Raw genomic sequence first — 26,998 nt, 5'->3', positions numbered from 1 at the left:
GATTAGCTGTCCGACTGCAAGGCGCGGGCCATTCGCAACTGGGTGCGGATGATCTTCTCCGGTTGCTGCAGCATCGGAAGCGGGCCGTGGGCTTCTTGCAGCTTCACGCGAACGTTTGGCAAAGCCTCATCGATGGCTTCAGCCATGTTCGCGATTTCGCGCATCACGAACCGGGGGCGCATCCCCATTTCTTTGGCCAGGGCGTGCCAGTGCTCGGTGCGGATACGGCCTGGGTCGGCTTCGCCGCCGACGTTCATCGCCAGGCGCCGGTCCAGGTTGGGCCAGGCGCGTGTGCAGACCAGGTCGTAGAACGGCGCCAGGCGCCAGCGGTTGACGTTGCGCTGTACCTGGACGAGGGCCACGTTCTTGGCATGGCCGTCGGAGTTGCCGGCCAGCCAGTTGAAGATCTGCCAGCGCAGCAGGTTGAGGAGGTCTTCTGCCGGCTTCTCGCTAAGTTCTCGAATCCAGTCTGCGCAATCGGCCAGCCCGGGGCCGCCGTCTGCCTGGTATTTGCGCGTGGCGCGCAGGCCGGCGACCTGGCAGAAGTCTTCCTGGTGCAGGCGATGCCAATGTTTGTCTGTAGCCTCCCGGTCGTAGCGGCGGATGACGAGGTATCGGTGGCCGTGACGTTCTTCCAGTCGGGTTTCGGGCACGGGCAGGCCGACGCCATCGGCGATTCGATTGAGAAAGATTTCGTAGACCGGCACATGCCGCCACTGGGGCAGCTCGAATTTGAGGATGTGCGAGGACGCCGTTACGCCGTGCGGCAGGAAGTATTCGCCATCCCGGATCAGTACGGGGCACTTGGACTGGGCCCCCGCCAGGGAAAGGCGCGGCGGTGCAGGGTCGTTGGGCGTTGGCCGGGGAGCAATGCCCTGCCCCCGCTGTTGCAAAATTCGTTCGAAACGTCGTTCGTCGAGCGCTTCGGCGCCGCCCGGTTTATCGAGGGGCTGGTCAAGCGGCAGGACGTTGAGGGCCCCGGCACAATCACCACCGATCTCGCGCAGCAAGACGAAGTCGTCGTCGGCGACACCCAGGTTGCGCACGATCCGCTCGCGGGCGGCTCCTTCCGGAAGCAGGTTGGAAAACCAGCCGTGGGCCTGGCCGTCTTCCGGTGCGAACGGATCGGGTTGCAGCGGCAGGACGTGACCGATTCTGAAACCGTGATCGAGCCAGTCGGTGGCGTAGGCGAAGCCGATGCGGTCCTGTCGATCCCGCCACAACTCGCCCACCAGCCTTCCGGCGTGCCAGATGTTGAGTCGGTCCGGATCAGCCTGATTCGTCATGGCTGTGCTTTCCTTCGGCCGAGTTCGTTGACGACCGCGGTACGAGGAAGCAGTCGAGACCCAACAGGGCGATGACTTCGAGGGTCTTGCCCAGTTCGGCCGTGGCTTTGCCGCGCTCGAGCTCCGACAGGAATCGCATGCCCAGACCGCTCAGACCGGAGAGTTGTTCCAGTGTGAGTCCCTGCGCCTTGCGCTGGGCACGCAGGGCTGCACCCAGTTCGGCGGGGGTTCTCAGAGGTGCGTTGTGGGTAGGCATTGGATCCATTTTTTACCGATCGGGATAATTTGCATCATTCCGACCAATAATATATCAGATTGTCCCGTTCGGTAAAAATATGCCTTAGCCACGCTCCCAGGATCCCAGTTATCCCGTACGGGCAAAATGTCAGTATTGGCGTGCCTTACAGCTTCCCCGGCTCCAGCGGCCGTTCCCGGTGCACCAGAATCCACTCGGCGTGTTCGTCCAGGGCGGCTTCGCCCAGGGCGCGCAGCAGGTCGCGTTTCTGGTTGGCCGTGGTGCAGCGCGACAGGCGGAAGCGGGCCATGCGGTAGATGTCGAGCATGAAGCTGTACTGCTTGAGCAGCTCCTTTTCGGCGACCTTGTGGGCATAGGCCTCGCGGACGGCTGCGAGCAGGGGCAGCATGCCCATGGCGGCGACCATGCCGGTGAGTGCAACGTCGGTCAGGCGATGCTGGAACAGGGCCAGGGCGACGGTGATGACGATGCCGGCCCACAGGGTGATGGCCACCAGGCGGTCGGTCTGGGCGACGTGGCGGCGGTGGCTGCGGCAGCGGGCCTCGAAGTAGCCGAGCTGGCCGCTGCCCCCGGGCCGGCCGATCCAGTGTTCGATGACGTCGTCGACGTCGCCTGCCCTGCGGGCCTGGAAGTCTTCAGGCGCGCCGGCAAAGCGCATGACGTTGCGGATCCAGCCGATCTCGATGTCCTGCTTCTGCAGGAAGTTGTCGTAGGCGAAGTCGTTGCGTATCTGGCCCGACACGCCGGCCTGACGCCAGTAGAACTGCACGCGCAGCCCCTCGGCCAGGGCGCGATAGTCGAGGAACTTGCGGTGCCACTGCAGTCGCGACACCACGCGGTAGAGCACGAAGCCGACGAAGAACAGGACCAGGTAGGCAGCGATCATTTCCGGGCGGTTGAGGTCGGCATAGGCGATGAAGGCAATGCCCATCAGCGCGGCCAATACGTAGAGCACGCGAAGGGCGATGCGGTAGCGCCATGCATTGCGCGTGGCCAGGTGGTCGGCCAGGGCGAAGTAGCCGGCCGTGCGCGCCAGGTCGCGGTGGCCGGCGAGTTTGTCCTGCCAGCCGGGCAGGACGGCGGCCGGTGATACCGGGTCGGTCACTTTTGCGACGTCGCGATTGAACTCGCCGGTGCGCTCGATCATCCGGTTGAGGTTGGGCGGGATGTCGTCGACCGTCTTGCGGTCGGGGTCGGCGATCAGCCAGCGCGCGCTGCCGGGCCGCAGGTTCTCGGCCGGCGCGCCGTCGTCGCGGTTGCGCGAGCAGACGATGTGGTAGACCAGGTCGGTATCGTCCTTGGCCAGGCCGCGGCGTTCGGAGGGGTCGAGGCCCAGCCGGGCCATGTCGCCGAACTGGTGGTATTCGACGACGTCGGCCGTGCCGCCGCCCTCCTCGGCCGGCTTGCCGTCCCACACCGCGATCAGGATCTGGCAGTGATCGACGCAGTAGATGCCGGCCTGTGCATAAGCCTGGTCGCGGTCGCCCTGGTCGTGCACGCGCGCGGCGTGCACGTCGACCACCGTCGAACCGGCCAGCAGCTCATGGAAGCTCTGCCGGGAATCGGCATCGGCAAAGTCCTGCTCGTAGTCATCGACCGGCAGCGGCAGGGGCACGACCAGATCGATGTCGCGCTCGCGCGCAACTTGCGCAGCGACCCGGTCGCCGCCTTCGGCCAGCGGCGTGATCAGTCGCAGGGGTGTGTCGGGGTAGCGGATCTCGAGCAGGTCGAAGAGTTCGCGAAGCCGGGCCTCGATGGCGGGGATTTCCGCCTCGACCAGGTCGCGGTGGCCGGTCACGCCCAGCGAAAGCGGGACGCGGGGCAGGCCGCCTGACATCAGCGCCGGGCCAGCGCGTCGAGCGCCCGATAGTCGGGCGACTGGAATCCGGCCTGCCGAACGATTTCATCCAGCTGCTCGGCGGCTTCGGCGTCACCATCGAGCCGCGCAAGCAGAGCGGCCAGGTGGCGGTTGGCCCGCAGCTGATCCGGCCGTTCGGCCAGGCGGGTGCGGGCCGGTACTGCGATCTTGCCGCCGGCGAGTTGTTGCAGGACGGCCAGCTCGTAGAACTGGCGCGCGGTGATGTGGTCGTCGGGGGCTGCGGACAGGTTGGCCATCACCAGCGGGGTGATTCGGGTCAGATAGTCGTCGGCGCCGACCGGGTCGTCGTCCAGCAAGCGCACGAGGGCCAGGTCGAGGCCGGCCGAAGCCACCTCCCCCGCCCACATGGAATTGTCACTGTCGTCGGCGGCAATCGCCAGCAACTCGTCGAAAGCGCTGTGGCTTTCGGCCGTTGCGTGCTCGGTCGCGGTGGCGAAGCGGGCGAGCCGGTTCAGGCGGGTGCGCGCACTGAGCCAGTGCACGCGCCATTCCAGGTTGTCGGGGTCGCCCGAAGCCAGGGTGTCGTACAGGGCGATGGCATGCGATTGCGCCTCGAGCGCGGCGTCCACCCGGCCCAGGGCGAATTCGGCGCGAGCGCGCTTGGTCCAGGCCTCCGCTTCGATGCGGCGGTGGAAGGGATGGTCGGTGGCCCGGGTGACTGCGGCGTGGGCATCAGCGGCGGCGCGCCGGAATCGGGCCGCGCCTTCCCAGTCGAAGCCGGCTTCGCGCACCGCGGCCAGCCAGGAATCGTTGGCGGCCACTTCGAACTTCAGGTTGGGGTCGTCCGGGCTGTCGCTGGCTAGCTCGGCAAAGATAACGCCGGCGCCGGTGAAAGCGGCATCGGCGGCGTCCAGGTCGCCCTGGTCAACAGCCAGCGAACCCAGGTTGGACATGGCGTAGGCTTCTTCCAGGCGATAGTCCGGGTTGTCGGCATCGAGGGCGACGAGCTCGGCGGCGCTCTGTGCGTAGCGCTCGAACAGCGGACGGGCGCGGTCCAGTTCGAGGGCCTGGTAGTGGCTGGCGCCGAGCCAGAATTCCGCCTGCGAGCGCTCGAACAGCACTTCGGCGTCTTGCGGGTTGCGCGCGGCCAGGACCTCGAACTGCGCCAGCGAAGCGGAAAAGGCGCGCTGGGCGGCTGCGTGCTGGCCCTGCTGCAGGCGCACCTCGCCGATCTGGCGCAGCGCCAGGGCCTGTTTCTCCAGCGCATGGTCATTGATCTCCCCTGCCGGCAACGAGGCAAAGTAGGTTTCGGCCTTCTCGCCGACGGCGTCGAGCACGTCGAGGCGGCCGACCTCCTGCAATCGCGTGCGCAGGTCGCCCAGCATGAAGCCGATCAGGTCTTCGGCCTGGCCGCGCCGGACCTGTGCGATGTCGCGTTGTTCGATGGCATACAGGGCCGTCAGGCTGGTGACGACCGCGACCAGCGAAGCGGCGACCGCGAAGCCGACCGCGGTGCGTTGGCGCCGCCGTGCGTCACGGCGCTTGATGGCGTCGAAGCCCACGCCCAGCAGGCCGGCGACGATCTTGAGTACGCCGTCGCGCGGGCCGTCGGCATGCGCTCGCAGGTCGCCGGCAATGGGTTCGAGGCCGTCGAGGCCTTGTCCACGCAGTGCCGGGGGAAAGCACTCATCCTCGCCACCGCTGTTGGGCTCGCCGGCGACGATCAGCGGAAAGACCCGAGCGGTGCCGTGGACGGCGACAAAGGTACGGATTTCCTGGTTGACCCACTTCGAGGTGGCGGCCGCCGGGCTGCACAGCACGATCAGCGCGCCGGACTCGCGCAGTGCGGCCTCCAGGCTGTCGCGAAGGTCGCCCGAGCTGGCCAGGTCGTCGCGGTCGCGAAACAGGGGCCGGAGCCTGGCTCCGACCACCTGCCCGGCAATCTCCTGGCCGCGCAGCGAACGGGGCACGCGGAATGACTCGATCCGCCGATGCACCCGGCGCGCCTGCTGCTCGTCAGCGTGCGCGTAGCTTAAGTAGGCCCAGTACTTCAAGAGACCGGCTCTGCCGTCGTCTAGCGGATATCGTAGAGGCGGGGGTCGAGCTTGACGCGCGTGCCGTCCTTGTTCTCCACGGTGATGGTGTATCCGTCGTAGCTGTTGTGGTGGCCGGTTGGAATATTGGAAGCCGTGATCGTGAGCTTGTCAGTGCCGTCGAAGTCCTGGTCGGGCGGGGGATCGAATGTCGCGCCGGGAATGCCCGCTTCGCCCAGGTTCCACTGCACGATCTTGAACTTCTCGCCGGTGTCGTCCTTGAGCTTGATCTTCCACGAACTGCTTTCTTCCGACAGCGCGATTTCTCCGGCCGGCCCGTCGTCGTCGCCCACCGGTTCGGCTGTGATCTGACCGTTCACGTAGCCGTAGCCGCCGGTGAACATGTAGTAGTAGCCGTCCGGGTGCGTGGGCTGGTAGTTGTTCGGTTGATCCTTCTTCAGGTGTGCGTAGATCTCGGTGGCGGACATGGTGAGTACCTCATTGAGTGTCCCCTTTTTTTGTGATCTATATCACATTTCGAGATCGAATATAGCATCGACCCGGCCGGGAGGGAATCACGGTGTTGTGCCGTCGTTGCCCGACTTCACACCGCCCTGCGAGGCTGCTTTCGCCGATTCGGCCCGGTTTTCCTGGTGGACCTGGTTGAGCCGCTGGACGAAGGCGTTGGCGTCCTCGTCGGTCTCGGGATCGAAGCCCAGGGCGGTGACGGTGCAGGTGAGCGTGTACTCGTCGCCGTCGAGGCGGAAGGGGAACTCGGCCAGCACGTCGATCAGGCGCTGGCGGAAGATGTTGGCGCCCTCTGCTTCGGTCATGGGCAGGACGATGAGGGGGACGGCGCGTTGTGATTTCTCGAGCGAGCCGACCAGGTCGAGGTCGCGGGCCAGGCGGACGATGCGGGAGTAGAGTTCGGGCAGGATTTCGTGCATGTCGCTTCTGCCCGGCCGGCGCGGGCTGCCGCCTTCGGTGGGGTTGAGCCTTTCGACCATCACCTTGATGGCCGAAAAGGGGTTGTTGTAGCGCTGGGCGCTCTTGACCTGGTGCTTGAGGAACAGCGCGGTATTGCGCACGCTCAGGACCGTCGGCGGCATGCGCATCGGTTCGGCTTCGCGGTCGAGGCGCTCGGCGAGCTGGTCGATCAGCCGGGCGGCCTGCAGCGGCGTGTAGCCGTGTTTCTTGAGTCGTTCGCTGATGGCATTGGCCATCTCTTCCAGCTCGGGCCGGGTTTCGATCTGGCGTTCCAGCCAGTCGAGCACGAGCGCGTCGTTGATCTGTTTGCTGCCCTTGAGCATGCGTTCGAACAGGGCCACCGTGCTGTGCTCGCGCGTTTGGGGCATGCGTTGCTCGAGTTCCTGCTCGAGCTGTTTCGAGACCTCGGAGGTGAGGCCGCTCTGGTTCATGCGCTCGATCAGTTCTTTCTGAACACGTGCGATCTGCTCGCTCAGGGTGGCGGGGTCGGCCGAGTCGGCGTTGGAGAAGCGGTCGAGCGCCAGTTTCTCGGTGACGCGCTCGATGTAGTCGGTAAAGGCGGCCGACAGCTGCTGGTCGTCGTCGACACCGCCCTGGCGCAGTTCGCTGGCCAGCGCTACCAGCCGCGCGGCCTCGGTGGGGTCTTCCTGGATCTGCCGGACGATCTCGTCGACATCCATGCCGACGCTTTCCGCCCCGCTCTCGAGCGCGCGCACCAGGTGTTCGCCGCGCAGCTCGTTCGATAGCTCGTGGACCAGTTCGGTGTACTGGTCGAGCTTCATGCCCTCTTCCATCAGGCCCTTGCGCAGCCTGGGCAGCAATCGCTTGAGGTCGCCGGCATCGGGCAGCATGCGGTTGATGATCTGGGCCATGCGCTTGACCGAGAAGTTGCCGCCGCGGTATTCCTCGCGCACCAGGCTGACCAGGGTCGAATAGGTCAGTTCGTCGATCTCGCTGACCACCTCCCCACCCTCGGCCATGATGCGCTCGGCGTCCTGCCGCGCCGACATGGACTTGTGCAGTCGCTGGCGCAGCGTGTTCATGGCGGTGAACAGTTCATCCGGCGACAGGCTCTCGACCTCGCCGCTGCCCGTCTCGACTTCGCGCACCAGTTTCTTGAGATGTTCGACCAGCCGGGCGCGGTTCTGCTCGCCCTCGCCGGCCGACGCGGTGAACTGCTCGGCGGCCGCGTCCGGGTCGCCGGCCAGTCCGCTCAGGGAGAAGAACGAATCGAGCTGGTCGAGCACGCGCCCGCTGGCTCTCGAGGCGGGCGTGTGCCGCTTGCTGTCGTAGATCTTGTCGCCCGGGTCCGCGCCGGGGTCGGAACTGCTGACCACCTTCTGGTCGGAAGTGACCTTGCGATAAACGATGTGATTGAACTGGATGGCGCCGGACTGGAGTTTGCCCAGGTCGGCTTCGGCGGCCTCCAGCGACGGGTAGTCGAGCAGCTTCGAGAGCACCGAGATCAGTGCCCAGGCATCGGTGGTGTTGAAGCCCGGCCTGAACGTGACCGATTCCAGGCCCATCTCGTTGAACGAATCGATCAGGCGCCGGGGGTTGAAGCGCGCACCGACCGGGTGCTTCTCGATAAAGAGGGCGCCGCGGTCGAGGATCAGCGACAGCGAGGGGTCGTGCTCGAGCGCATCGGCGAGCGTGGTGTAGAAGATTTCCAGGGCGCGCTCGGTGGTCGGGTGGTCCATGCCGAAGCCGCAGGCGTTCATGAAGGCGGAGTTGATCTGGCGGGCGATCAGCTCGGCCGAGCGGGCATCGAGATTGTGCGCGCCGGGCGGGCTCACGTTGCGGCCTTTTGCCGCTGTGACTGGCGCCAGCGGTTGATCGCCTGGGCGAATGCGCGTGCGCTGACAAAGCGCCTGGCCGGGTCGATGGCGGTAGCCTTGTCGATGATGTCCTCGAGGCCTTCGTCGATCCACGGCGAGCAGGCCGAGGGCGGCTTGAGGAAGAAGGTGTGGGGCTGCCCGATCTTGCGAGCGATCATCTCCTTGCCCGATTCGTTGCGGATGGGCAGCGTGCCGGCGAGCAGCTCGAACAGGATGACGCCAACGGCATAGATATCGGTGCGCCGGTCGGTGTCATCGGCGGCAGCCTGCTCGGGCGATAGGTACTGCGCCGTGCCGACCACCATGCCCCGGGCGTAGAACTCGATACGACGCGTCTTGGCAATGCCGAAATCGGCGATCAGGGCGCCGCCGGTGCGGTTGTCGACCAGGATGTTGGCCGGTTTGAGATCCTGGTGCACCACGCCTTCCTCGTGTGCGAACTCCAGCCCCTCGAGCACCTCGCCCACCAGCCGGATGCTGTGGTGCAGCGGCAGGACGCGCCGCGTGGGTACGGGATGTCGCCGCAGCCTGGAAATGATACGGGCGAGATCCTGGCCTTCGACCAGTTGCATCACCTGGTAGAAGTAGTCCTCGTCCTCGCCGCTTTCGAAAATCGTGATGATGCGGGGGTGGCTGAGCACCGCGATGGTCTCGGCCTCGTCGCGGAATTGCTGGCGGGCGGCCTTGCTGCTGGCAATCGCCTTGGGCAGCAGCTTGATCGCAACCTGGCGCTTGAGCGTTTTCTGATAGCCGATGAACACCGCCCCCATCGCACCGCGCCCGAGTTCACGCACGACCACGAAGTTGCCGAAGCTTCGACCGATGACGCTGGTGTAGTCGTGGTCATTGATATCGCCCAAGGAACCCGCCCCGCAGCGCGTATGTCGACTGCATATTACCCCAGGGGGTATGTGAAATAAATCACACTTTCCCTGCGCTCAGGCCTTGTTTCGCCGCTGGTTTGAAGACCGTTCATTGTTGTCGGCCGCCGGTTCATCTGGACTGTCGTCGAAATCGTCGAGCAGCCACTCGGGTAGCTCGGGCGCGGGGGCCACGATGGTCTGCGGTTCCGATTCATCGTTCGCCGCGTCCAGAATGGCGCGATCTTTTGTCCTGCCGGGATCGGTGGCAATTGCCGAGTGATCGCGGGGGGCGGCCCCTGGCGCCCCTGGTCTGGTGGATCTTGCACCCGGCGGTTCGGATGGCTTGGCCCGGCCGGTCGCCACAGTTTCGGTGTAGCCGAGATGTTGGGCCAGGCGCGTGCGGCGGCGCAGCAGCAGGCCAATCATCATCACGATGACCCCGGCGCAGCCGACAATGAAAGCGTCGCGATTGTTCACGGGTGCGCCCAGTCCCGCCCGGCCCCATTGCAGGACCAGGCTGCTTCCTTCAATGGGGATGCTGTGCGTTGTTGCGGCGCCGCCGCCGCGGGCGTCCAGCACTGTCGAGCCCGGATTGCCCTGCTGGGCCAGGGCGACGAAATCCAGCAGCTCGTCGCGGTGCAGCAGGTTGCCGACGACGCCGACAGTCAGGCGAAGCAGCAGCACACCGCTGTCGCCGGGCATGCGCTGGGCAAAAACCAGACTCTCGGCCGGCGTGCCCGGCTGGAGGACGCGAATGTCGGCGCGGTCATTTTCGATCGCCTCGATAACCATGTCCCTGGCGGCACGGTCGCGGGCGATGTCGGTGCCCGCGGCCAGCTCATCGACATCCGCCGGCAGCAGGCGGACCTGGAGCAGGTTGACGACGCCGCGCTCTCGAAGGGCAGCCCGAAGGCCGTCGCCCGAGCCGCTGCGGGCGGCATCGACCACGCTGGCGTCGCGCAGGCTGGTCTGGATTTCGGAAAGTCGGTCGGCAATGCGGTCGGCCTGCTGCGAGGCTGCGCGATCGGAGCGCTCCAGCGCCAGTTGTTCCGAAAGATTCAGGTAGATCGCCGTGCCGGCGATGACGATGGCGAACAGTCCGATGGCCATGGCGACCAGGCTGCCCAGGCGGAGCAGGTCGGTGACCGCATCCCGCGCCAGAAACGGCTGAGGCGAGTTCAACGCCGTCGCTCCGGGCATCGACCCCGGCAGGCCGCGCTTTCAGGCCGCGACATCACGTGAAGATCATCACGGTCCATGAGTCCCTCTGTGCATCCCTCGATTACCGGCATTATGCCAGCGCCGGCCAAAGGTAACCACCGGGAAGCCTGGCCGGAGGGTGTGCGCGTTGGCCGGAACGATGCTGCATCGAGTTTGGCGGATTCACGTTTGAGTTGCGCTTAAGACTCTTGAGCCCCCCGAGATCGGGAGGTGTATTTGCGCACTTCCACCCTGCGAAATGGCTGGCGGAAACGGAAAGCGCGAGAAGGAAGCAAGGGGACTGTTTGTCGGGAGGTTGTCCATGGCATTTCGTATCGTCCCATCCCTGGCGGGTTCATCATTCGCTGTTTCGCTGGTTTGTTCAGCTGCATTCTGCTGTTCCATGGCAGTGGCCACGGATGCCGGGGCTGAGACCCGGCAAGACGTGCCGCGGGGCGGTCTGACCCGGTACGTCGATGGCATCGCCGGCGACGATCAGGGCGGCGCCAACGACTGCAGTTCGCAGGCTTCCCCGTGCCTGACCATTTCCAGGGCCATCGATGCCGCGGCTGCTTTCGATACCATCCAGATTGCCGATGCGGTGTATACGGAGCTGCTGACCATTGGTCAGTCGCTGACCCTGGTTGGAGAGAGCGAGGAGGGCACCATCGTGCAAGCCCACGCTCAGCCTTCCGAGGCAGTCAATCCGAGCCGGGTGGTGACGATCTCCGGGAGTTCACAGGTCTCGATGGCCGATCTGACGATTCGTCATGGCGTGGCCGGGTCCGGTGCCGGCATCTATATAACTGGCGCGGTCGAGCTTTCGCTTTTACGCGTGACCCTGTACCGCAATGAGGCTGGCAGCTCGGGCGCCGGGATCTACGCTGTCCAGACGGGGTGCATGTTGATCATCGATCAGTCGAGCTTCATCGAGAATGCAGCGGGAACCGGCAACGGTGGTGGTATTCACGGTCAGTTCTGCAGCGTGGGGATCACCGATTCCGCTTTCGTCGACAATTCTGCCAATGTGGGTGGGGGCCTCAATATCGCCGATGGGGTCGGGATCGCAACGCTTGATCGCGTCAGTTTCAGCGGGAACCTGGCAAGAAACCTGGGAGGCGGCATGCATACGCTTCGAAGCACGACCGAGATCGTGAACTCGGTCTTCCGTGGGAACCTCGCTGAATCAGCCGATGGCAGTGGCGGAGCAGGCGGCGGCATTTTCAGCAACGGCGGCAGCGACATCACCCTGGTCAATGCGCTGGTCAGCGGCAATCTTGCCGGGAATGCGGGCGGCGGCATCTTTGTCCAGTCCTCCACTTCGCCGCTTAACCTGATCAATGTGACCGTTGCCGGTAATCGCGCCCAAGCCGGCAACGGGGGCGGCATCAGTGCCGTCTACATCGGAGCGATTCACAACTCGATCGTCTGGAACAACCAGGATCAAACGGGGACGGGAAACGCTTCATCCGCCATACGGATACTCGGCACGGATGACGTGGAATCCAGCCTGATCCAGGGATTCAGTGCCGCCGATCTGGGCGGCAGCGGCAATCTCGACGGCACCAGTGCCGCCAATAATCCCCAATTCACTTTCTCGGCCAGCCCGGCCAGTGCGCCGACCCAGGATGGTGACTATCATCCCGCCGAGTTTTCTCCGGTCGTCAACGCCGGCGACAATGCATTAATAGTTGGATACGACCTGGATCTCGACGGCTATGACCGAATTGTCGAAGGCATCGTCGATCTCGGTCCTTACGAGTTCGGCAACGACTTCCTGTTCAGGGATCGATTCGAGTTCTAGGCGTCCGCCGAGCGACTCTATTCAAAGCTGTCGACAAAGATCACTTCGGGAGGCTCAAGCCGCGGGGGCGGGCAGTCGAGCGAACTCGCGCGGGTCAGTTCCTGCGTGCGCAGGTTAAGGACCAGGAAAGCGGCATCATCCTCCAGGAACATTGCATCGGAAACCGCCTCGAGTGAGCCAATGTCGGGACTATGCGGCACATGGACCGGGAACTCGTAGGAAACGGCTTCAACGTTGCGAGCGCGCAGGGTTCTGCATGACTGGTCGGCAGGGCGGTACACCAGCGTCTCGTCTTCAGCATAATCCTGCATGGCACATGCATGGAGCAAGTTCCGTGACTGGGAGGTCATGGGGCCCGGTAAGCGGATCATGGATTCCAGGCAGCCACGAGTCACCCCGAAACCTTTGAGCAGGAACTCCGACTCCCCGGCAATGAAATTCGCATCGTTGGGAGGCAACAGGCTTGTATCAACAATCTCCTCGACCGCATTGCATCCGCTCAGGTTGCCGCTCAGGATGACATCGCCATTGATATCGGGGATGCCGGCGGCACCGGGGCCCGGGCCCGGCTGCGCATCGTCCACCTCATCCAGCAGGGTCTCAAGGCCAGAGCATTGGTCCAGTTGCGGGTTGTCGGTGACCCAGAGATCTGCGTCCAGGCTGACCAAGGCCGCGAGACCATCGAGATTCTCCAATGATGCATTGTTGTAGATCTCTACTGCAGAATACGCATTACCGATCGTGGTCACGCCTGATAGATTGTCCACATTGGTAATCAATGGATTGGACCGGATTCGCAGGCCTTCCAGGGACGTGATCCCCGACACTCCCTCCAGGCTACCGAGGACCGGGTTTCCCGTGATTTCCAGCCACCCGCTGAAACCGCTCACACCGGAGAGGCCGGCGATGCTGGTCAGCATATCGTTATGGTCTATGCCTATAGAGGAACCGACGGATTCCAACGCGGTTAAATCGTCCAGGGTCGCGAGGGATCCATTATTTCTTATCGCTAGCGATGCGGTGATATTGGTCAAGTTTGATAATCCGGACAGATCACTCAGGTTGTCATTTCCCATCAGGAAGAGGGCGCCCCCGGTCAGATTGGTTACGCCTTCAAGGCCGGTGACATTGGTGAGCGATGTATTGCCATGGAGGATCAATGGGCCACTCACGGACCCGAGGTTGGATAAACCGCTGATGCTGGTCAGGGCCTGGTTACTGTTGATCTCGATCCAATAGACGCTAGCCAGCCCGGAAAGGCCGTCGAGGTTGATTAGCGAGGGGTTGTTCTGGATCAGAATCTTGCTGTTGATTATTCCCGTGGTGATCGCGGACAGGGGAGCCAGGTCAGTGATGTCCCCGCCGGATACGGTCAGCACGCCGACAATGGTGTCGCAGGGCCCATGGTTGGCCTGGAAGCCGTCCACCTCCGACTGCGAGGACAGGGTGATCGAATCCGGGGTGCAGTTCACCGCCAGTAGCGGTGTGGAAACCATTGCCAGGCAGATCAATCCCAGCAGCTTCGCCTTGAATGCACCGCCGTTATCAGGGGAGCTCAAGCGTTCGGTGGCGACTCTCATGGCCGCCGCGGTTGAATTGCAGGTCATGCGTCTCATCGAATGAATGGCCGCTCGGAAAGCTCGGAATCCCGGCACCAGTTACCAGTTGATCTGACCGGTGATTCCGCCCGATTCCCAGATAACGGTCATGGACTCGTAAGTCAGGCTGATGGTCTCGCGAAAGGGCGTATTGACATCTTCGGCCTGGGACGAATGGCCGGGAAGGATGCCCACGATGTAGGCGTTTTCGAGAACGATCGTGACGTGGTTTTCTTCTCCCCCTGCTTGAGTTGGCCGGAAAAACTGCAGTGTCACGCTGAGCAGTTTCTCGCTGTTCTTGAATGCAGTTAGCAATAGCGGACTCGCTTTATCGACATCTTTCAACAGCCTGATCGGCCGGTGCTGCTGATCGGTGCCCGGCAGGCCTGTCGCGGGGTCGTAGTCGGCACTGACGCTGCTGCCGAAGGCCTTGATCACAATCTTGCCCTCATGGGGAGGGATGGCGGAATCGGTCTTAAACTCACCCTGGGTTTCTCCGATGATGACAGCGTAGGCATCCAGCGCGGCGTCGGCAGGTGTGGGCATCAGTACGGCGGCCCACGCGCAAAGCCCCAGGGTAACGGCGGTGATGGATCTGAATTGGGCACGAGGGTTCACAGGCTGCTCCTCTGGGTTGAAGATTGGAAGAGGCCGTCATCGGGACTGGAATCGGTCGGTTGTGCATCGCTGCAGCCGGCCGTGTCGTACCAGTGCGATCCCGATTTACTGGGCGCTTGATAACTCAGAGCGCAGTTCGGCGATAAAACCGCCAGTCAGCGAGAAGTTTTGATGGCGGCGTCGATCAGAGGCGGCAGGCGCTGCGGTAGTTTGGGGCCACCGTCAGTCCGGCCAGCTCGGCTTGGGCCTCGGCCAGCAGGACGGCGCCCTCGGCACCGGCACCCTGATCTTCCAAGGCCAGTGCAACAAGGCATTTGCTCACACCGATGGCATACGTTTGCGAACCCGATGTCTCAAGCAGTTCGAGTGCCTCCCGGGCTGCTTGCTCGGCCGCGGACGGGTTGCCGGTTTGAAGGTGGGCATAAGCGATGGAAATCAGCGGGTAGGCCGTCGTGAAATGGCCGGGGAGCGTTGTGCTGAAGATCTCGTAGGCTTGCCTGTGCAGGGGAATGGCTTCGTTAAAGCGGCCCTGACGTCCGATTACGGTCCCCAGGTTCTGGTATTGGCCGGCGATAGTGCGGTGATCGCGGCCGTATTTTTGCTCAGACAGCCCCAGTAGTTCGGCAAACACCTGTTCGGCGCCTTCCAGGTCCCCTTTTCTGATAAGCAGCACGCCAAGGTTGTTGAGAGCAGTCAGTGTCGCACCGTGCTTGTGTCCGAGCCGGGCCTCGTAGATTTCCAGTGCGGCTCGGAAGGAAGTCTCCGAGCTTTCGAACTCCTGCCGAGTCGACGCGTTCGTGCCTGCCTGTGCATGAATCAGGGCCATCGACAGGCTCTGGTCCCCAAAAAACTCGCTTGCCAGTGTTCTGGCCTCCTCCAGCAGCGCCTCCGCCTCAGCCGGGGCGGTCTGAATGCGCAATCCTGAAAGCGCCACGAGGGCATTGATCAGTGGCCGGGAGTTCTCTGCGGGTGCTTGTCGCAACTTTTCGACCCCAAGTTCGTACAGATGCTCTGCTTCACTGTAGTCGCCAAGGGCTGAACGCAGCGCGGCCATCCGAGCCTGGGATGCACCAACCTGCGGATGCGACTCCGGGTAGAGGCTCCGGGCGGTCGCCAGTTCTTCCTCCCGATAGCGCAACGCAACTTCATGCTCACCCACGATCAGGTAATGGGTCGCGAGAATTGCCAGGATATCGAGTACCTCGCGCGAAATGTCGCCATGGATCTGTCGCTCGATCGCCAGCGCTTCCTCGCCCAGTTCAATGGCCCGTTGATGCTGGTCCAGGCTCGCATAGACGCTGGCGATCGAACCCAGCAGTGATCCGCGCAACCGGGGGTCGTCGAAATCCCGGGACCGTAAGCGCGCCACCCCGAGATCGAGGGCCTCGATAACCGTGATCGAACTGCCGAGTTCGGGATCGGCCGGTGCGAACGGATCGGGGCTGCGCAACAGGTCGACCATGAAAGTTTCTGCAGCCTGCGCGCGCTGCTTTTCGAATTCCAGTTGCCGGTTGTAGAGCGTGATCGTGGTGAGGTAGCCGACTACAGCCAGGAAGCCGATCAGCATCACCGGCACCAGCCAGGGACGGCGTCTTGCCAGCTTGATGAATCGATAGCCCAGCGTGTCCGGCCGCGCGACGACCGGCCGGTGTTCCAGGAAGCGGCGCAAATCATCACGCATGTCCAGCGCAGAGCCGTAACGCCGTGCCGGCTCACCATGCAAGGCCTTGCAGATGATGGCGTCGAGATCGCCGGCTACTTCGCGCTGCTGCTTGCGCTCGATCATCGCCTTGCTGGGCGGGACGGGACCGGCATCGTCGGCCCGGCGGGGTCGGTCGAACGGCCGCTTGCCGGTGATCAGTTCGTAGGCCACCAGGCCCACCTGGTAAATATCCGAGGCTGTCGTGACCTGCTCGCCTGCGAACTGCTCCGGACTGCCGTATCCGGGCGTGAGCAGCGCAACGCCGGTGCGTGTCAGAGTAGTGGCATCGGGCAATGCATCCGGGTCGATCAGCTTGGAAATGCCGAAGTCGAGCAGTGACACGTGGCCGTCGGCGGTGACCAGGATGTTCGAGGGCTTGATGTCACGGTGGACGACCAGATGTCTGTGCGCATGGTCGAGCGCATCGAGCACCTGCATCAGTAGCCTGATCCGCGTGCGGATGTCGATGCCGTTGTATTCACAATAATGCGTGATCGGTACGCCATCGACGTATTCCAGCACCAGGTAGGGCCGGCCGTCGGCGAGCGCACCACCGTCGAGAATCCGGGCGATCGAGGGATGTTCGAGATTGGACAGGATCTGCCGCTCGGCCCGGAACCGGGCCACCACGTCATCGGTATCGAGGCCGCGACGCAGTACCTTGAAGGCGGCCTTCTGGTCGAAGGCGCCGTCCTCCCGGTGGGCCAGGTAGACGGTTGCCAGCCCGCCGCGCGCCAGGCGCTGGACCAGTCGCCACTCATTGACCCGTTGCCCGGACAGGTCCTCGCCAGCGATCCCATCCTCGGTGATGACTTCCCGCCAAAGGGCTTCCCGCGCCGTGGCGAACGGGCCGGAGAGTTCGTCGTCCGGCGTATCGGATGCAGCAAGCAGTTCCAGTACGCGTCGTTCGAGCTCGGGGTCTCCCTTACAGCGGCCCCTGACGAACCGGTCGCGTTCCCGGCGGGGCATTGCGAGCGCCTCGCTGAAGATCTCGTCGACGACCCTGTCTGTCGCCTTGTTCAACGCTCATCCTGTTCCATCATGTTCAACAGGTAACCCTTGGCGCGTTGCCAGTCCCGCTCTACCGTGCGCACCGACATGTCGAGCGCCTCGGCAGTTTCGTGCACGTTCAGGCCCGCAAAGCAGCGGCACTCGATGATGCTTTCGAGGCGTGGATCGATCTCGGCGATATCCCTCAAAGCGTGATCAAGCGACAACACCGCCAGGGTGTTGGCTTCGGTCGCAATACGCTCTTCCTGCAGGGGCAGCGCGGCCTGTCCGGCGCCACGCTTGTCCGCCTTCTTTTTTCGCGCGTGATCGACCAGCAGGTGGCGCATGACAGTGGATGCCGCCCGCAGAAAGTGCTTCCTGTTCTTCCATTTGCCGTCGCCGGAAGCCATCCGCAAGTAAGCTTCGTGGACGATTGCCGTGGTGTTCAGGGTATGCCCGGGGCTCTCCTGGGCCAACTGGAAATGCGCCAGCCGCTTGAGTTCGGGATACATCGCGGAGGTGAGGTGGGCAAGCGCGTCAGGCTCGCCGCGCTCGACTGCCTGAAGCAGTTCGGAAAGATCGGGCCTTTCGTCGGAGGTGGTTTCGGACATGACCGCTCAACCCTGCACATTCCCTCACGATCCAGGAGGGACGAACACCGGTCGCGGTGGATTGCAGAGCCGCGGTAACTGCCCGAGGTCACGTCTCTCGCAAATCATTATGGCACGCCCGGAGGGACTCGAACCCCCAACCGCCAGGTTCGAAGCCTGGTGCTCTATCCAATTGAGCTACGGGCGCGTCAATGCTCATGCTATCGAACGGCCGGCGCGATTGCCATGGCGGGGATCATTCGGGCCGTTCCATCCGCACCAGCCTGAGTTCCAGGCGCTTGACCTCGCGCAGCACGCGGTTGGCCTCGAAGTGAGCGCCCATGAAGCCTCGCAGGAAGGTCGACAGCTGCACCAGGATCACGGTCACGATGCCCCAGCGCAGTACGGACATCAGTTCGTCGCCGGTGAAAGCCTGCACCAGGGCATAGATCGCGCCCAGGAAGAAAACCAGCTGAACGATGCCCACGAACCACATCACCCAGCCCAGTTGCCCCCGGAACAGCGCCATGGCCTGCTTGAAGTAACCGGGTTCGGTGCTGTAGTGCTCCAGCAGGGCCTCGTCCTCTTTCGAGAGAGATTCATTGATCAGGTCGTCGATGTTGCTCATGTTGTTTCTCCTTGCAGTCGGGCACGCAGTTCGTGGCCCTTCAACTGGATAATTGCGGGTTCAGCGTTCCTGTGGCGCTCCGCAGCAAGACGCCGTGCGCAGTCAATGGCCGTAGCCCTTGGCAAGCACGGGAACGCCGCTGCGGAGCGCCACAGGAACGCCCTATGGGTTGGCCTGTCAGCGTCCATGGCGGCGTTGCGGCTCTTGTAAAGGGCTAAGGCCATTCACTGCAAGCCGCGTCTTGCCCTGAACGCTGACAGACCAACTGAATCCGTAATTATCCAGTTGAAGGGCCACCAGTTGCGCGCGTGCATGAGTCGGGTCTTGACGGTGCCGGGGGCGATTTCGAGTGCCACGGCGATTTCGGCGATGCGCAGACCTTCCTGGTAGAACAGGCCCAGCGCTGCGCGTTGTTCGGCCGGCAGTTCGGCCATGGCCCGGCGTACGATGTCGAGCTCGGCGCGGGTTTCGTGGCCAGCCTGGTTGTCGCCTTCCGGGCGGTCTTCGCGGGCCAGCGCCGCACTGCCGGCGCGGCGCTTCTGACGACCGCCAATGGCGCGGGCGCAACGCCGGGTGACGATGCGGAATGCCCAGGCGGGAAAGGCGGCCGCGTCGTCGAGCCCGCCGATGCCGCGAATGATCTCGGTCCAGGCCTCCTGCGTGACTTCGGCGGCCAGTTCGGCTTCGCCGCTCACGCGGTGGGCATGGGCCAGCAGCTTGCGGTGCCAGCGGCCGGCCAGCTTGCCGAGCGCATCGCGGTCGCCGGTGCGTGCGGCGGCGGCCAGGTAGGCGTCGAGTGCTTTTTCCTTTTCGGTTCGCAAAGTCGTTCCCGCATGGTTTCTTCGTTCTTGCCCTAACAGTGCGCCCATTGCCATAAACGGTTCAATCATTCGGTGTTATCTTTTGCTTGGGCTGACGGAAATCGAGCATGGAGCGATGCAGACATGAAACGTGAAGAACTGGTCGACGCGATGTTCAGGGAAGTCGACACCAACGGTGATGGTGTGCTCTCGCGCGGTGAATTCGTCGAGCTGGTGCGTTGCCTGACCGGCGAACACGGTGTGGGCGTGAGTTCGAAGATCTTCGACGAATTCGACGCGGATCACGACGGTGCGATTTCGCGGGACGAGGCGTTGGAGATGATCATCCAGTATGCGTTGTAGGACCTTCGAATGACGCACCGAGAGCGCCCCTGACGGCGTCCGGCGGTACTCGAAATCCTCATGTACATCTAAGTACTCTGCGGTTTCTGCGCTCCGGCGGCCACCGTCAGTCGCGCTCTCGGCACGCCCTTCGAAGGTCCTAGCCAAGTTTCCTAGCTGACAGCAATTGTTGATGTTGTCAGGGGACGGTGGGGAGTGGCCAATGAAACGCATTGTCATCTGCTGCGACGGCACCTGGAGTTCGGCTGATCGGCAGCGTGACGGTGAGCGCGCGCCGACCCATATTCCGCGTCTTGCTGAAGCGGTGGCCCAGGCGGATTCACCCGCGGTCGAGCAGCGCGTCTACTACGGTCCCGGGGTTGGCAGCGAAGGCAACTGGCTGTATCGCTGGTTTGCCGGGGCCACCGGCTGGGGCCTGTCGGACAACCTCAAGGACGCCTATCGCTTCGTCGCCCAACACTACGCGCCCGGCGATGAGCTCTACCTCTTCGGTTACAGTCGCGGCGCCTTCACGGTACGCAGCCTGGCCGGCATGGTCCACAACGCCGGCGTGCTCCGGGGAGAGTTCGCTGACCGTGTCGACGCGGCCTTCGACCTTTACAAGTCACGCTCGCCGCTCAAGCGTCCCGATGCCGCCGAGGCCGTCCGCTTTCGCCAGCGCTTCGCCTGGGCGGACCGTACGCCCATCCGGTTCATCGGCGTGTGGGATACCGTCGGTGCACTGGGCAACCCCCTGATGCTGCACAGCAGCCCGCTGAGCCGCCGTGTGCAGTTCCACGATACCCGGCTCGGGCCGACCGTACGCTGCGCCTATCACGCCCTGGCCATCGACGAGCAGCGCCGGCACTTCAAGGCCACGCGCTGGCGGCGTCATCCCGACGCCCGCCACCAGACCATGGAACAGCGCTGGTTCGTCGGCGCGCATGCCGATGTCGGCGGCGGCAGTCGCCACGAAGGGCTTTCCGACCTGACCTTCGACTGGATGGTCCGGCAGGCCCGCCGGTGCGGCCTGGCCATCGACCAGGTCGCCACGGCACCCGATGTCTTCCAGGGCCCCGCCCGCAGCCGCCGCGGCCTGTTCCGGCTGATTCCGCCCTGGCACCGGCCGATTGCCGAGGACGCCGATGCGCACAGCGGCGAGATCGTGGATGGATCGGCCATTACGCGGCTCGAGGAGGATCCGGACTACCGGCCACCCGGGCTGGTCGCCTGGCGTCTTCACCGGGAACCTGAGTGAACAGCCGTGTTCCCAGTGGTGGCACACTGTAGATCGACTTCCCGACTGAGGCCCAATGAGCGACACCGACACCCGAGCGGAGCGATCCGCGCCCAACGCCTTCGGCATTCGGCTCGACACCGCACTGGCCGCGGTCATCGTGCTGGCCCTGGCCGTGCTCGCCCTGCAGCGCAGCGAACCCGAAGCCCTGCCCGATTTCTCGACCATCGATACGGTCGATTCACGCAAATCGGCCTTCTTCGAATTTCTTGCGCCGATCGTGATCGAGGAGAACGAGCGCGTGCGGCTTCGACGCGAGCGCCTGCTCGAGCTGGCCCCGAAGGTTCGGGATGACGAACGGCTGCCGGTCCGCGATCGCCGCTGGATCGCGCGCCTGGCCGAACGCCACGAACTGGAATGGCCCGGCGAGTCGCGTACGGATACCTTCGAGCGCCTGGTCAATCGAGTCGACATCGTGCCGGTGCCGCTGGCTCTGGTACAGGCTGCCACCGAGTCGGGCTGGGGTCGCTCGCGCTTCGCCCGCGAGGGCAACAACCTGTTCGGTCAGTGGTGTTACACACCCGGCTGCGGCCTCGTGCCGGCACAGCGTACGACCGGTGCTGCGCACGAAGTTGCCGCATTCGAGTCGGTGCGCGAGTCGGTTCGTCGCTACATCAACAACCTCAACACGCACCCGTCCTACCAGCCGCTGCGCGCCATCCGCGCCGAACTGCGCCGGCAGGGCCGGATGCCGCACGCCCTGGCCCTGGCTGACGGCCTGATTCGCTACTCCGAGCGGCGCCAGGCCTACGTCGAGGAGATCAAGCAGGTCATTCGGACCAATCGATTGCTGATCGAAGACGTTGTGCCCAACACCCAGTCTCATGACGGCGAGAGCGAGGGCTGAGCGATGTTCCCGCGACTGTTTCTCACGGCTTTGCTGGCACTGGCCCAAACGGCCTGCGCCAACGATCAGGGTCGTGATCACGGCGTCGTGCTGCTCTACCATCACGTCAGCGCGGACACACCGGCGGTGACCAGTGTGACGCCGGCGCGTTTCGAAGCGCACCTTCAATGGCTCGACGAACAGGGTTTCGAAGTCTGGCCGCTGGCGCGTCTGCTCAGGGCAAGCATCGACGGCGACGAGTCCGTGCCGGAGAATGTTGTCGCAATCACCTTCGACGACGCTTATGAGTCGGTGCATGCCGAAGCCTGGCCGCGGCTGAAGGCGCGCGGCTGGCCGTTTACCGTATTCGTCAATACCGATGCGGTCGATGCCGGCCACCAGCCGTACATGAATTGGGATCAGTTGCGCGAACTGGCCGCGGCCGGTGCGGCGATCGAGAATCACTCGGCCACTCATGCCCACCTGATTGCGCGCGAGGGACGTGAATCCCGGTCGGACTGGCGCGAGCGCGTGCGTGCCGATATCTCAACGGCACGCGAACGCATTACCGAGGAAACCGGCAAGACACCGACGCTGTTCGCCTATCCCTACGGCGAGGACTCGCAGGCACTGGCCGAGATCGTGGACGAACACAATGAGTTCGGGCTCGCCCAGCGATCCGGGGCCGTAGGGCCGCGAACCGACCGCTTGTCGGTGCCGCGCTTCCCCATGGCCAGCGGTTTTGACGGCATGGAACGATTCGCCCTGGCGGTCAACGCGCGCCCACTGCCGGTGACCGAATCCGAACCCGCCCCGCCCGGGGACGGTGTGCGCAGCCCGGTCGAGTCGCTGCGGCTCGAACTGGCCGAAGGCGACTATCGGCACGGCCAGATCGGCTGTTTCTCCGGTGGCGGCCAGCAGCTGGAAATCGACCTGGAAGCAGGCCCGCCGCATGTGCTCCAGATCGAGATCGGCGGCGCCGGCTCCACCGGCCGTAACAAGATCAACTGCACCGCGCCGGCCACCGACGGCAGCGGCGACTATTTCTGGTATTCCTTCCAGTGGGTACAGGATGCAGTGCGTGACTGATCAGCGCTTCTTGCCCACAGCGATGAGGCACTGATGGAAATTCTGCTTGTCGTTGTTGCCGCGCCGCTCGTCTGGTGGCTGTGGGGGGTCTGGCGCCGTCGTCGTCGAAGGCGCATCGCCGAAACGCCCTTGCCGCCCGATTGGCAGAAGATTCTTGAGCGCAATGTGCCGCTCTACCGCGGCCTGCCCGACGACCTCAAGCAGGAACTTCACGGGCATATCCAGCTGTTCCTCCACGACAAGACCTTCGAGGGTTTCCAGGGCCTGGAGGTGACCGACGAGATGCGCGTGACCATCGCCGGCAACGCCTGCATCCTGCTGCTCAATCGGCCGCACGACCAGTATTCCAACTTCTCGACGATCTATCTCTACCCCAGCACTTTCGTGTCAGAGCACACCAGCTATGACGGCCTGGTGCAGTCGGTCGGCCACTCGGCGCGGCTGGGCGAGTCCTGGCATCGGGGGCCGATGGTGCTGTCCTGGGATTCGGCCCTGGCGGGCAGCCGTGACATTGCCGATGGCCACAACGTGATCCTGCACGAGTTCGCCCACAAGCTCGACGGGGCCGACGGCGCGGTCGACGGTGCGCCGATTCTCCACCAGCGCTCGCAATATCTCAGCTGGGCACGCGTGATGCGGCGCGAGTTCGAACAGCTCCAACGCCAGGCCAGTGCCGGAACGCAATGCCTGCTCGACAATTACGGCGCCACCGCGCCGGAAGAGTTTTTTGCGGTACTGGTCGAGACCTTCTACGAAAAACCCGAGCAGCTCAAACGCGAGCATCCGGCGCTGTACGAGGAAATGCAGCAGTGTTTCCGGGTCGATCCGATTGCCTGGCACGAGGCGATTCGCGATCGATGAATTCCTGTCGTCCCGGCCCCCGAGCCGGGACCTCGCACCGGGTCTCATCGTATCTCGCACCGGGTCTCATCGTATGATGAGCAGGTTCGCGGGACCATTCTCAAAAAGGATTGCTGATGAAACGCTTCGTCTTTGCCCTGCTTCTCGCCGGCCTGCTGCCGCTTCAGGCCCTGGCCGAACCCTTCACGCTCGATGACCTGTTCGCCATGGAATGGGTGTCTGATCCGCAGATTGCACCCGATGGCGAGGAAGTGGTCTACGTGCGCAATTTCGCCGACCGCCAGGCCGATCGCTGGCGTTCGAATCTGTGGCGCATCGATGCCGACGGCCAGGGGCACCGTCCACTTACCTCCGGCATGCAGCGCGACCTGTCACCGCAGATCTCGCCCGACGGTGGGCGCGTCGCCTTCGTGCGTGCCGATGAGAACGGGGCGCAACTGCGGGTGTTGTGGCTGGCGTCGGGCCGTTCGACCCAGCTTTCGCAGTTGCCGGCCGCGCCTTCGGGCATCGCCTGGTCGCCGGACGGCCGCTACCTGGCCTTCAGCATGCTGGTCGAGACACCCCAGGAACCGATGGCCAAGTTGCCGCGTAAGCCCGAGGGTGCCGACTGGGCCGAGCCGGCCAAAGTCATCGACCGGCTGCATTACCGCCAGGACGGCGCCGGCTATCTCAAGCCCGGCGACCGACACCTGTTCGTGATTGCTGCCGACGGCGGGGCGCCGCGACGGCTGACGGACGGCATGCATGACCACGGCAGCAATCCGGCCTGGACGCCGGACGGCGAGTCGCTGATCTTTTCAGCCAACCTGGACGATGACGCCGAGAACGAGCCGGTACGCTCCCACCTTCATCGCCTCGACATCGATTCAGGCGAAATCGAACGCTTGACCGACGGCGAGGTCAGCCACGGTTCGCCGACGGTCTCTCCCAACGGTCGCTATATCGCGTTCACGGGATTCGACGACCGGCGCATGAGTTACCACATGTCGCGCCTGTACCTGTTCGATCTCGAATCAGGTGAGTACCGGCAACTGTTGTCCGATCTGGACCGGCCGATCGCCCAGCCTGTCTGGGACCGGCGATCGCGCGGCATCTATTTTCGCTACACCAGCGAGGGCGTGACCCGGCTGGGGCATGTCGAGATCAACGGCGACATGCGTCAGCTCGCCGCCGATGTGGGCGGGGTTTCGAACAGCCGGCCGTATGGATCCGGCACGTTCTCGGTCAGCGAGAACGGTCGTTATGCCTACCCGGTCACCGACGTGACGCACCCGGCCGACCTCGCTGTCGGTCGCAACGGCGAAAACCTGCGCCTGACCGACATCAACGGCGTGCTGTTTGCCGGACGCGATATTGCCGATGCCGAGGAACTCTGGGTGGAGTCGAGCTTTGACGACCAGCGTATCCAGGCCTGGCTGGTCAAGCCGGCCGACTTCGATCCCGCGAAGTCCTATCCCCTGATTCTGGAAATTCACGGCGGACCGTTCTCCGACTACGGTCCGCGCTTCGCCTCGGAGATGCAGCTCTATGCATCGGCCGGCTACCTGGTGCTCTACGTCAACCCGCGCGGCTCGACCAGTTACGGCGAGGAATTCGCCCAGTTGATTCACCACAACTATCCTTCCCAGGACCACGATGACCTGATGAGCGCGGTCGATGCCGTGGCCTCGCGCGAGTATGTCGATGCCGATCGGCTCTTCATCACCGGCGGCAGCGGCGGTGGCGTGCTCACGGCCTGGGCGATCAGCATGACCGACCGCTTCCGTGCCGCGGTCGTCGCCAAGCCGGTGATCAACTGGTACAGCTTCGCGCTGTATGCCGACGCCTCGGCGTTCTTCTCCAAGTACTGGTTCCCGGCCATGCCCTGGGAAGACCCCGACCATTACCTGGCACGCTCTCCGATTTCTCGCGTGGGCGAGGTCGACACCCCGACCATGCTGCTCACCGGGGAAGCCGACCACCGCACGCCCATGCCCGAATCCGAGCAGTACTACCAGGCGCTCAAGCTCAGGGGCGTGCCGGCCGCCCTGGTGCGCATTCCCGACAGCTCGCACAGCCTGAGTAATCGGCCAACGCAGTTGATGAGTAAGGTGGCGCATATTTTGGCTTGGTTTGAGAAGTATGACGAGGGGTGACGGGGGCTGACGCCACGGGGGTGGTTGTTGCCACTGGGCGCAGTGGCGGCTTCGACAAGTCAAAGGCGGTTTCGCCCGGCTTGCTTCGCAAGCGCTGGATTGGCTGACGCCACTTGTCGCCGTGGTGGCCTCGACAAGTCAACTTCTGTTTCGCCCGCCTGCTTCGCAGGCTGATGGCGAGTAACTTTTGTCAGTCGCGACAAAAGTCACCAAAAACGCTCTTAGAAGACGCGGTTGTGCCGCAGGACCAGAAGGCTCCAGGGCTTAACGGAGATACCGCTTCTGCCTTCGCGATGGCTCGGTCGTGAAACATGGTGTTTTCGATAAAGCCCTGGCGTAGTCCGCACCCAGACAGCACGACCTCGATCGGGGTCGGCTTCGGTTAAGGGTGGGACAGAAACTGGAGGTTGGGACGTCATTCGGAGTCGTAGTGCCAGACGCGGGCTGCGCCAGGCGTATTCGCAAGCCAACCTGGCGGCACCTCCAGAAGTCACGTTGTTACTTTCCTCACACCACCTCCACAACACCTTCATGTTTGCTTGATCAAACGTTGATGGGGCTCGCGCATGATGCGCCCATCGCCACAACGGCGAGCCCCAACCAACGGAGATTAAGCATGAATATTCAAAACGCACTTAAGTTCGTAACGGCCGGATTGTTCCTGGCCGCCACCACGGCCGTCGTCGCCGACCATCACGGCGGTGACAAGGACAAGGGCTATGGTGACAAGAAGAACATCGTCGAGACGGCCCAGTCGGCCGGTCAGTTCAATACCCTGGTCACGGCAATCGAGGCCGCCGGCCTGGTCGAGACCCTGTCCGGCGAAGGGCCATTCACCGTGTTCGCCCCGACCGACGAGGCCTTCGCCAAGATTCCCGAAGCCGACCTCAATGCCCTGATCCAGGACACCGACGCCCTGACCAGCGTGCTGACCTATCACGTGGTCGCCGGCAAAGTCATGGCCAAGGACGTCGTCGGCCTTTCCTCAGCCGAAACCGTGCAGGGCTCGAGCGTTGATATCAGCGTCGACGGGGAAACCGTCATGATCGACGGCGCCAAGGTCATCAAGACCGATATCAAGGCTTCCAATGGTGTCATTCACGTGATTGATGCGGTGATCATGCCGTAAGGTTTGATTGTTCTGACCAGCCAATACTGGCGCCCGCTTCGGCGGGCGCTTTTTTTTTGACTGACTTTAGTTGGGATGTGGTTTCCGCCAGGTTGGCGGGCCTCGACAAGTCGAAGGCGATTGCGCCCGCCTGCTACGCAGGCTGATGGCGGGTGGTTTGTGAATTTCGCTGCCGCTGGGTTGTGTGATTGCTACCGCTAGGTTGGCCGGCTTCGACAAGTCAAAGGCGATTTCGCCCGCCTGCTTCGCAGGCTGATGGCGAGTAACTTTTGTCAGTCGCGACAAAAGTCACCAAAAACGCTCTTAG

General features: G+C 63.7%; 22 protein-coding genes and 1 tRNA gene. 8 read left to right on the top strand and 15 right to left on the bottom strand.

Going from position 1 to position 26,998, the window contains the following annotated elements; translation table 11 throughout:
• Positions 1 to 2: 2 nt before the first annotated feature.
• The 8 genes from G4Y73_RS08980 to G4Y73_RS08945 all read right to left on the bottom strand — a co-directional run bounded on the left by G4Y73_RS08980 (position 3) and on the right by G4Y73_RS08945 (position 10,264).
• Entirely contained in the window at positions 3 to 1,286 is a 1,284-nt protein-coding gene (locus G4Y73_RS08980) for a type II toxin-antitoxin system HipA family toxin (RefSeq protein WP_164231305.1), read from the bottom strand.
• A complete protein-coding gene (locus G4Y73_RS08975; RefSeq protein WP_164231304.1) occupies positions 1,270 to 1,542 on the bottom strand; it encodes a helix-turn-helix domain-containing protein in 273 nt (90 codons plus the stop codon). The genes G4Y73_RS08980 and G4Y73_RS08975 overlap by 17 nt, the downstream gene beginning before the upstream one ends.
• A gap of 145 nt (positions 1,543 to 1,687) precedes the next feature.
• Positions 1,688 to 3,379 (bottom strand): hypothetical protein, encoded by a 1,692-nt coding sequence (locus tag G4Y73_RS08970; RefSeq protein WP_164231303.1) that lies wholly within the window; start codon positions 3,377 to 3,379, stop codon positions 1,688 to 1,690.
• A complete protein-coding gene (locus G4Y73_RS08965) occupies positions 3,379 to 5,415 on the bottom strand; it encodes a toll/interleukin-1 receptor domain-containing protein (RefSeq protein ID WP_164231302.1) in 2,037 nt (678 codons plus the stop codon). The genes G4Y73_RS08970 and G4Y73_RS08965 overlap by 1 nt, the downstream gene beginning before the upstream one ends.
• Before the next feature lie 20 nt (positions 5,416 to 5,435).
• A complete protein-coding gene (locus G4Y73_RS08960) occupies positions 5,436 to 5,882 on the bottom strand; it encodes a hypothetical protein (RefSeq protein ID WP_164231301.1) in 447 nt (148 codons plus the stop codon).
• An 87-nt stretch (positions 5,883 to 5,969) separates the two neighbouring features.
• The gene (locus tag G4Y73_RS08955) at positions 5,970 to 8,177 is read right to left on the bottom strand and encodes a hypothetical protein (protein ID WP_164231300.1); all 2,208 of its coding nucleotides are present in this window, start codon (positions 8,175 to 8,177) and stop codon (positions 5,970 to 5,972) included.
• Positions 8,174 to 9,079 carry a serine/threonine-protein kinase gene (locus G4Y73_RS08950; RefSeq protein ID WP_164231299.1) on the bottom strand — a complete coding sequence of 302 codons (906 nt, stop codon included), beginning with the start codon at positions 9,077 to 9,079 and terminating at the stop codon, positions 8,174 to 8,176. The genes G4Y73_RS08955 and G4Y73_RS08950 overlap by 4 nt, the downstream gene beginning before the upstream one ends.
• Before the next feature lie 78 nt (positions 9,080 to 9,157).
• Positions 9,158 to 10,264, bottom strand: coding sequence for a hypothetical protein (locus G4Y73_RS08945; protein WP_164231298.1), 1,107 nt, complete (start codon positions 10,262 to 10,264; stop codon positions 9,158 to 9,160).
• Positions 10,265 to 10,685: 421 nt separating this feature from the next.
• Between G4Y73_RS08945 and G4Y73_RS08940 the strand changes: the two genes are divergently transcribed.
• On the top strand, positions 10,686 to 12,086 hold the full coding sequence (locus tag G4Y73_RS08940) for a hypothetical protein (protein ID WP_164231297.1): 1,401 nt from the start codon (positions 10,686 to 10,688) through the stop codon (positions 12,084 to 12,086).
• Between the two features lie 17 nt (positions 12,087 to 12,103).
• On the opposite strand, the gene G4Y73_RS08935 is transcribed toward G4Y73_RS08940, so the two are convergent.
• The 7 genes from G4Y73_RS08935 to G4Y73_RS08905 all read right to left on the bottom strand — a co-directional run bounded on the left by G4Y73_RS08935 (position 12,104) and on the right by G4Y73_RS08905 (position 19,033).
• Positions 12,104 to 13,693 carry a hypothetical protein gene (locus tag G4Y73_RS08935; RefSeq protein WP_164231296.1) on the bottom strand — a complete coding sequence of 530 codons (1,590 nt, stop codon included), beginning with the start codon at positions 13,691 to 13,693 and terminating at the stop codon, positions 12,104 to 12,106.
• Positions 13,694 to 13,744: 51 nt separating this feature from the next.
• Complete coding sequence (gene tssD, locus G4Y73_RS08930; RefSeq protein WP_164231295.1) at positions 13,745 to 14,302, bottom strand: type VI secretion system tube protein TssD; 558 nt, start codon at positions 14,300 to 14,302, stop codon at positions 13,745 to 13,747.
• Positions 14,303 to 14,486: 184 nt separating this feature from the next.
• Complete coding sequence (locus G4Y73_RS08925) at positions 14,487 to 17,027, bottom strand: serine/threonine-protein kinase (protein WP_164231294.1); 2,541 nt, start codon at positions 17,025 to 17,027, stop codon at positions 14,487 to 14,489.
• Positions 17,024 to 17,605: an ECF-type sigma factor gene (locus G4Y73_RS08920; RefSeq protein ID WP_164231293.1), complete on the bottom strand. Its 582-nt coding sequence runs from the start codon at positions 17,603 to 17,605 to the stop codon at positions 17,024 to 17,026. Before G4Y73_RS08920 ends, G4Y73_RS08925 begins: the two co-directional genes overlap by 4 nt.
• Positions 17,606 to 17,715: 110 nt before the next feature.
• Positions 17,716 to 17,792 (bottom strand) — tRNA-Arg (locus G4Y73_RS08915).
• Positions 17,793 to 17,840: 48 nt separating this feature from the next.
• A complete protein-coding gene (locus G4Y73_RS08910) occupies positions 17,841 to 18,212 on the bottom strand; it encodes a DUF6768 family protein (protein WP_164231292.1) in 372 nt (123 codons plus the stop codon).
• A 224-nt stretch (positions 18,213 to 18,436) separates the two neighbouring features.
• Positions 18,437 to 19,033 (bottom strand): sigma-70 family RNA polymerase sigma factor, encoded by a 597-nt coding sequence (locus tag G4Y73_RS08905; protein WP_205596577.1) that lies wholly within the window; start codon positions 19,031 to 19,033, stop codon positions 18,437 to 18,439.
• Between the two features lie 123 nt (positions 19,034 to 19,156).
• Between G4Y73_RS08905 and G4Y73_RS08900 the strand changes: the two genes are divergently transcribed.
• The 7 genes from G4Y73_RS08900 (at position 19,157) to G4Y73_RS08870 (ending at position 26,691) form a co-directional block, all read left to right on the top strand.
• Positions 19,157 to 19,375, top strand: coding sequence for an EF-hand domain-containing protein (locus tag G4Y73_RS08900; RefSeq protein ID WP_164231388.1), 219 nt, complete (start codon positions 19,157 to 19,159; stop codon positions 19,373 to 19,375).
• Positions 19,376 to 19,577: 202 nt separating this feature from the next.
• Complete coding sequence (locus G4Y73_RS08895; protein WP_164231291.1) at positions 19,578 to 20,612, top strand: DUF2235 domain-containing protein; 1,035 nt, start codon at positions 19,578 to 19,580, stop codon at positions 20,610 to 20,612.
• Between the two features lie 55 nt (positions 20,613 to 20,667).
• A complete protein-coding gene (locus tag G4Y73_RS08890) occupies positions 20,668 to 21,498 on the top strand; it encodes a glucosaminidase domain-containing protein (RefSeq protein ID WP_164231290.1) in 831 nt (276 codons plus the stop codon).
• Positions 21,499 to 21,501: 3 nt separating this feature from the next.
• Positions 21,502 to 22,566 (top strand): polysaccharide deacetylase family protein, encoded by a 1,065-nt coding sequence (locus G4Y73_RS08885; RefSeq protein WP_164231289.1) that lies wholly within the window; start codon positions 21,502 to 21,504, stop codon positions 22,564 to 22,566.
• A gap of 33 nt (positions 22,567 to 22,599) precedes the next feature.
• The gene (locus tag G4Y73_RS08880; protein ID WP_164231288.1) at positions 22,600 to 23,427 is read left to right on the top strand and encodes a M90 family metallopeptidase; all 828 of its coding nucleotides are present in this window, start codon (positions 22,600 to 22,602) and stop codon (positions 23,425 to 23,427) included.
• 116 nt (positions 23,428 to 23,543) lie between these two features.
• The gene (locus G4Y73_RS08875) at positions 23,544 to 25,562 is read left to right on the top strand and encodes a S9 family peptidase (RefSeq protein WP_164231287.1); all 2,019 of its coding nucleotides are present in this window, start codon (positions 23,544 to 23,546) and stop codon (positions 25,560 to 25,562) included.
• Between the two features lie 616 nt (positions 25,563 to 26,178).
• Positions 26,179 to 26,691 (top strand): fasciclin domain-containing protein, encoded by a 513-nt coding sequence (locus G4Y73_RS08870; protein WP_164231286.1) that lies wholly within the window; start codon positions 26,179 to 26,181, stop codon positions 26,689 to 26,691.
• Positions 26,692 to 26,998: the final 307 nt, after the last annotated feature.

Source organism: Wenzhouxiangella sp. XN201, assembly GCF_011008905.1.
Taxonomy (GTDB): domain Bacteria; phylum Pseudomonadota; class Gammaproteobacteria; order Xanthomonadales; family Wenzhouxiangellaceae; genus Wenzhouxiangella.
This window is presented reverse-complemented; position numbering and strand designations above follow the sequence as displayed.

What these genes read in the sequence shown, in the direction of transcription:
- G4Y73_RS08975 (WP_164231304.1), bottom strand. Translation starts at nt 1,542, where the DNA reads ATGCCTACCCACAACGCACCTCTGAGAACCCCCGCCGAACTGGGTGCA.
- G4Y73_RS08885 (WP_164231289.1), top strand. Translation starts at nt 21,502, where the DNA reads ATGTTCCCGCGACTGTTTCTCACGGCTTTGCTGGCACTGGCCCAAACG.
- G4Y73_RS08960 (WP_164231301.1), bottom strand. Translation starts at nt 5,882, where the DNA reads ATGTCCGCCACCGAGATCTACGCACACCTGAAGAAGGATCAACCGAAC.
- G4Y73_RS08900 (WP_164231388.1), top strand. Translation starts at nt 19,157, where the DNA reads ATGAAACGTGAAGAACTGGTCGACGCGATGTTCAGGGAAGTCGACACC.
- G4Y73_RS08870 (WP_164231286.1), top strand. Translation starts at nt 26,179, where the DNA reads ATGAATATTCAAAACGCACTTAAGTTCGTAACGGCCGGATTGTTCCTG.
- G4Y73_RS08920 (WP_164231293.1), bottom strand. Translation starts at nt 17,605, where the DNA reads ATGTCCGAAACCACCTCCGACGAAAGGCCCGATCTTTCCGAACTGCTT.
- G4Y73_RS08980 (WP_164231305.1), bottom strand. Translation starts at nt 1,286, where the DNA reads ATGACGAATCAGGCTGATCCGGACCGACTCAACATCTGGCACGCCGGA.
- G4Y73_RS08970 (WP_164231303.1), bottom strand. Translation starts at nt 3,379, where the DNA reads ATGTCAGGCGGCCTGCCCCGCGTCCCGCTTTCGCTGGGCGTGACCGGC.
- G4Y73_RS08880 (WP_164231288.1), top strand. Translation starts at nt 22,600, where the DNA reads ATGGAAATTCTGCTTGTCGTTGTTGCCGCGCCGCTCGTCTGGTGGCTG.
- G4Y73_RS08890 (WP_164231290.1), top strand. Translation starts at nt 20,668, where the DNA reads ATGAGCGACACCGACACCCGAGCGGAGCGATCCGCGCCCAACGCCTTC.
- G4Y73_RS08875 (WP_164231287.1), top strand. Translation starts at nt 23,544, where the DNA reads ATGAAACGCTTCGTCTTTGCCCTGCTTCTCGCCGGCCTGCTGCCGCTT.
- G4Y73_RS08940 (WP_164231297.1), top strand. Translation starts at nt 10,686, where the DNA reads ATGGCAGTGGCCACGGATGCCGGGGCTGAGACCCGGCAAGACGTGCCG.
- G4Y73_RS08935 (WP_164231296.1), bottom strand. Translation starts at nt 13,693, where the DNA reads ATGACCTGCAATTCAACCGCGGCGGCCATGAGAGTCGCCACCGAACGC.
- G4Y73_RS08895 (WP_164231291.1), top strand. Translation starts at nt 19,578, where the DNA reads ATGAAACGCATTGTCATCTGCTGCGACGGCACCTGGAGTTCGGCTGAT.
- G4Y73_RS08910 (WP_164231292.1), bottom strand. Translation starts at nt 18,212, where the DNA reads ATGAGCAACATCGACGACCTGATCAATGAATCTCTCTCGAAAGAGGAC.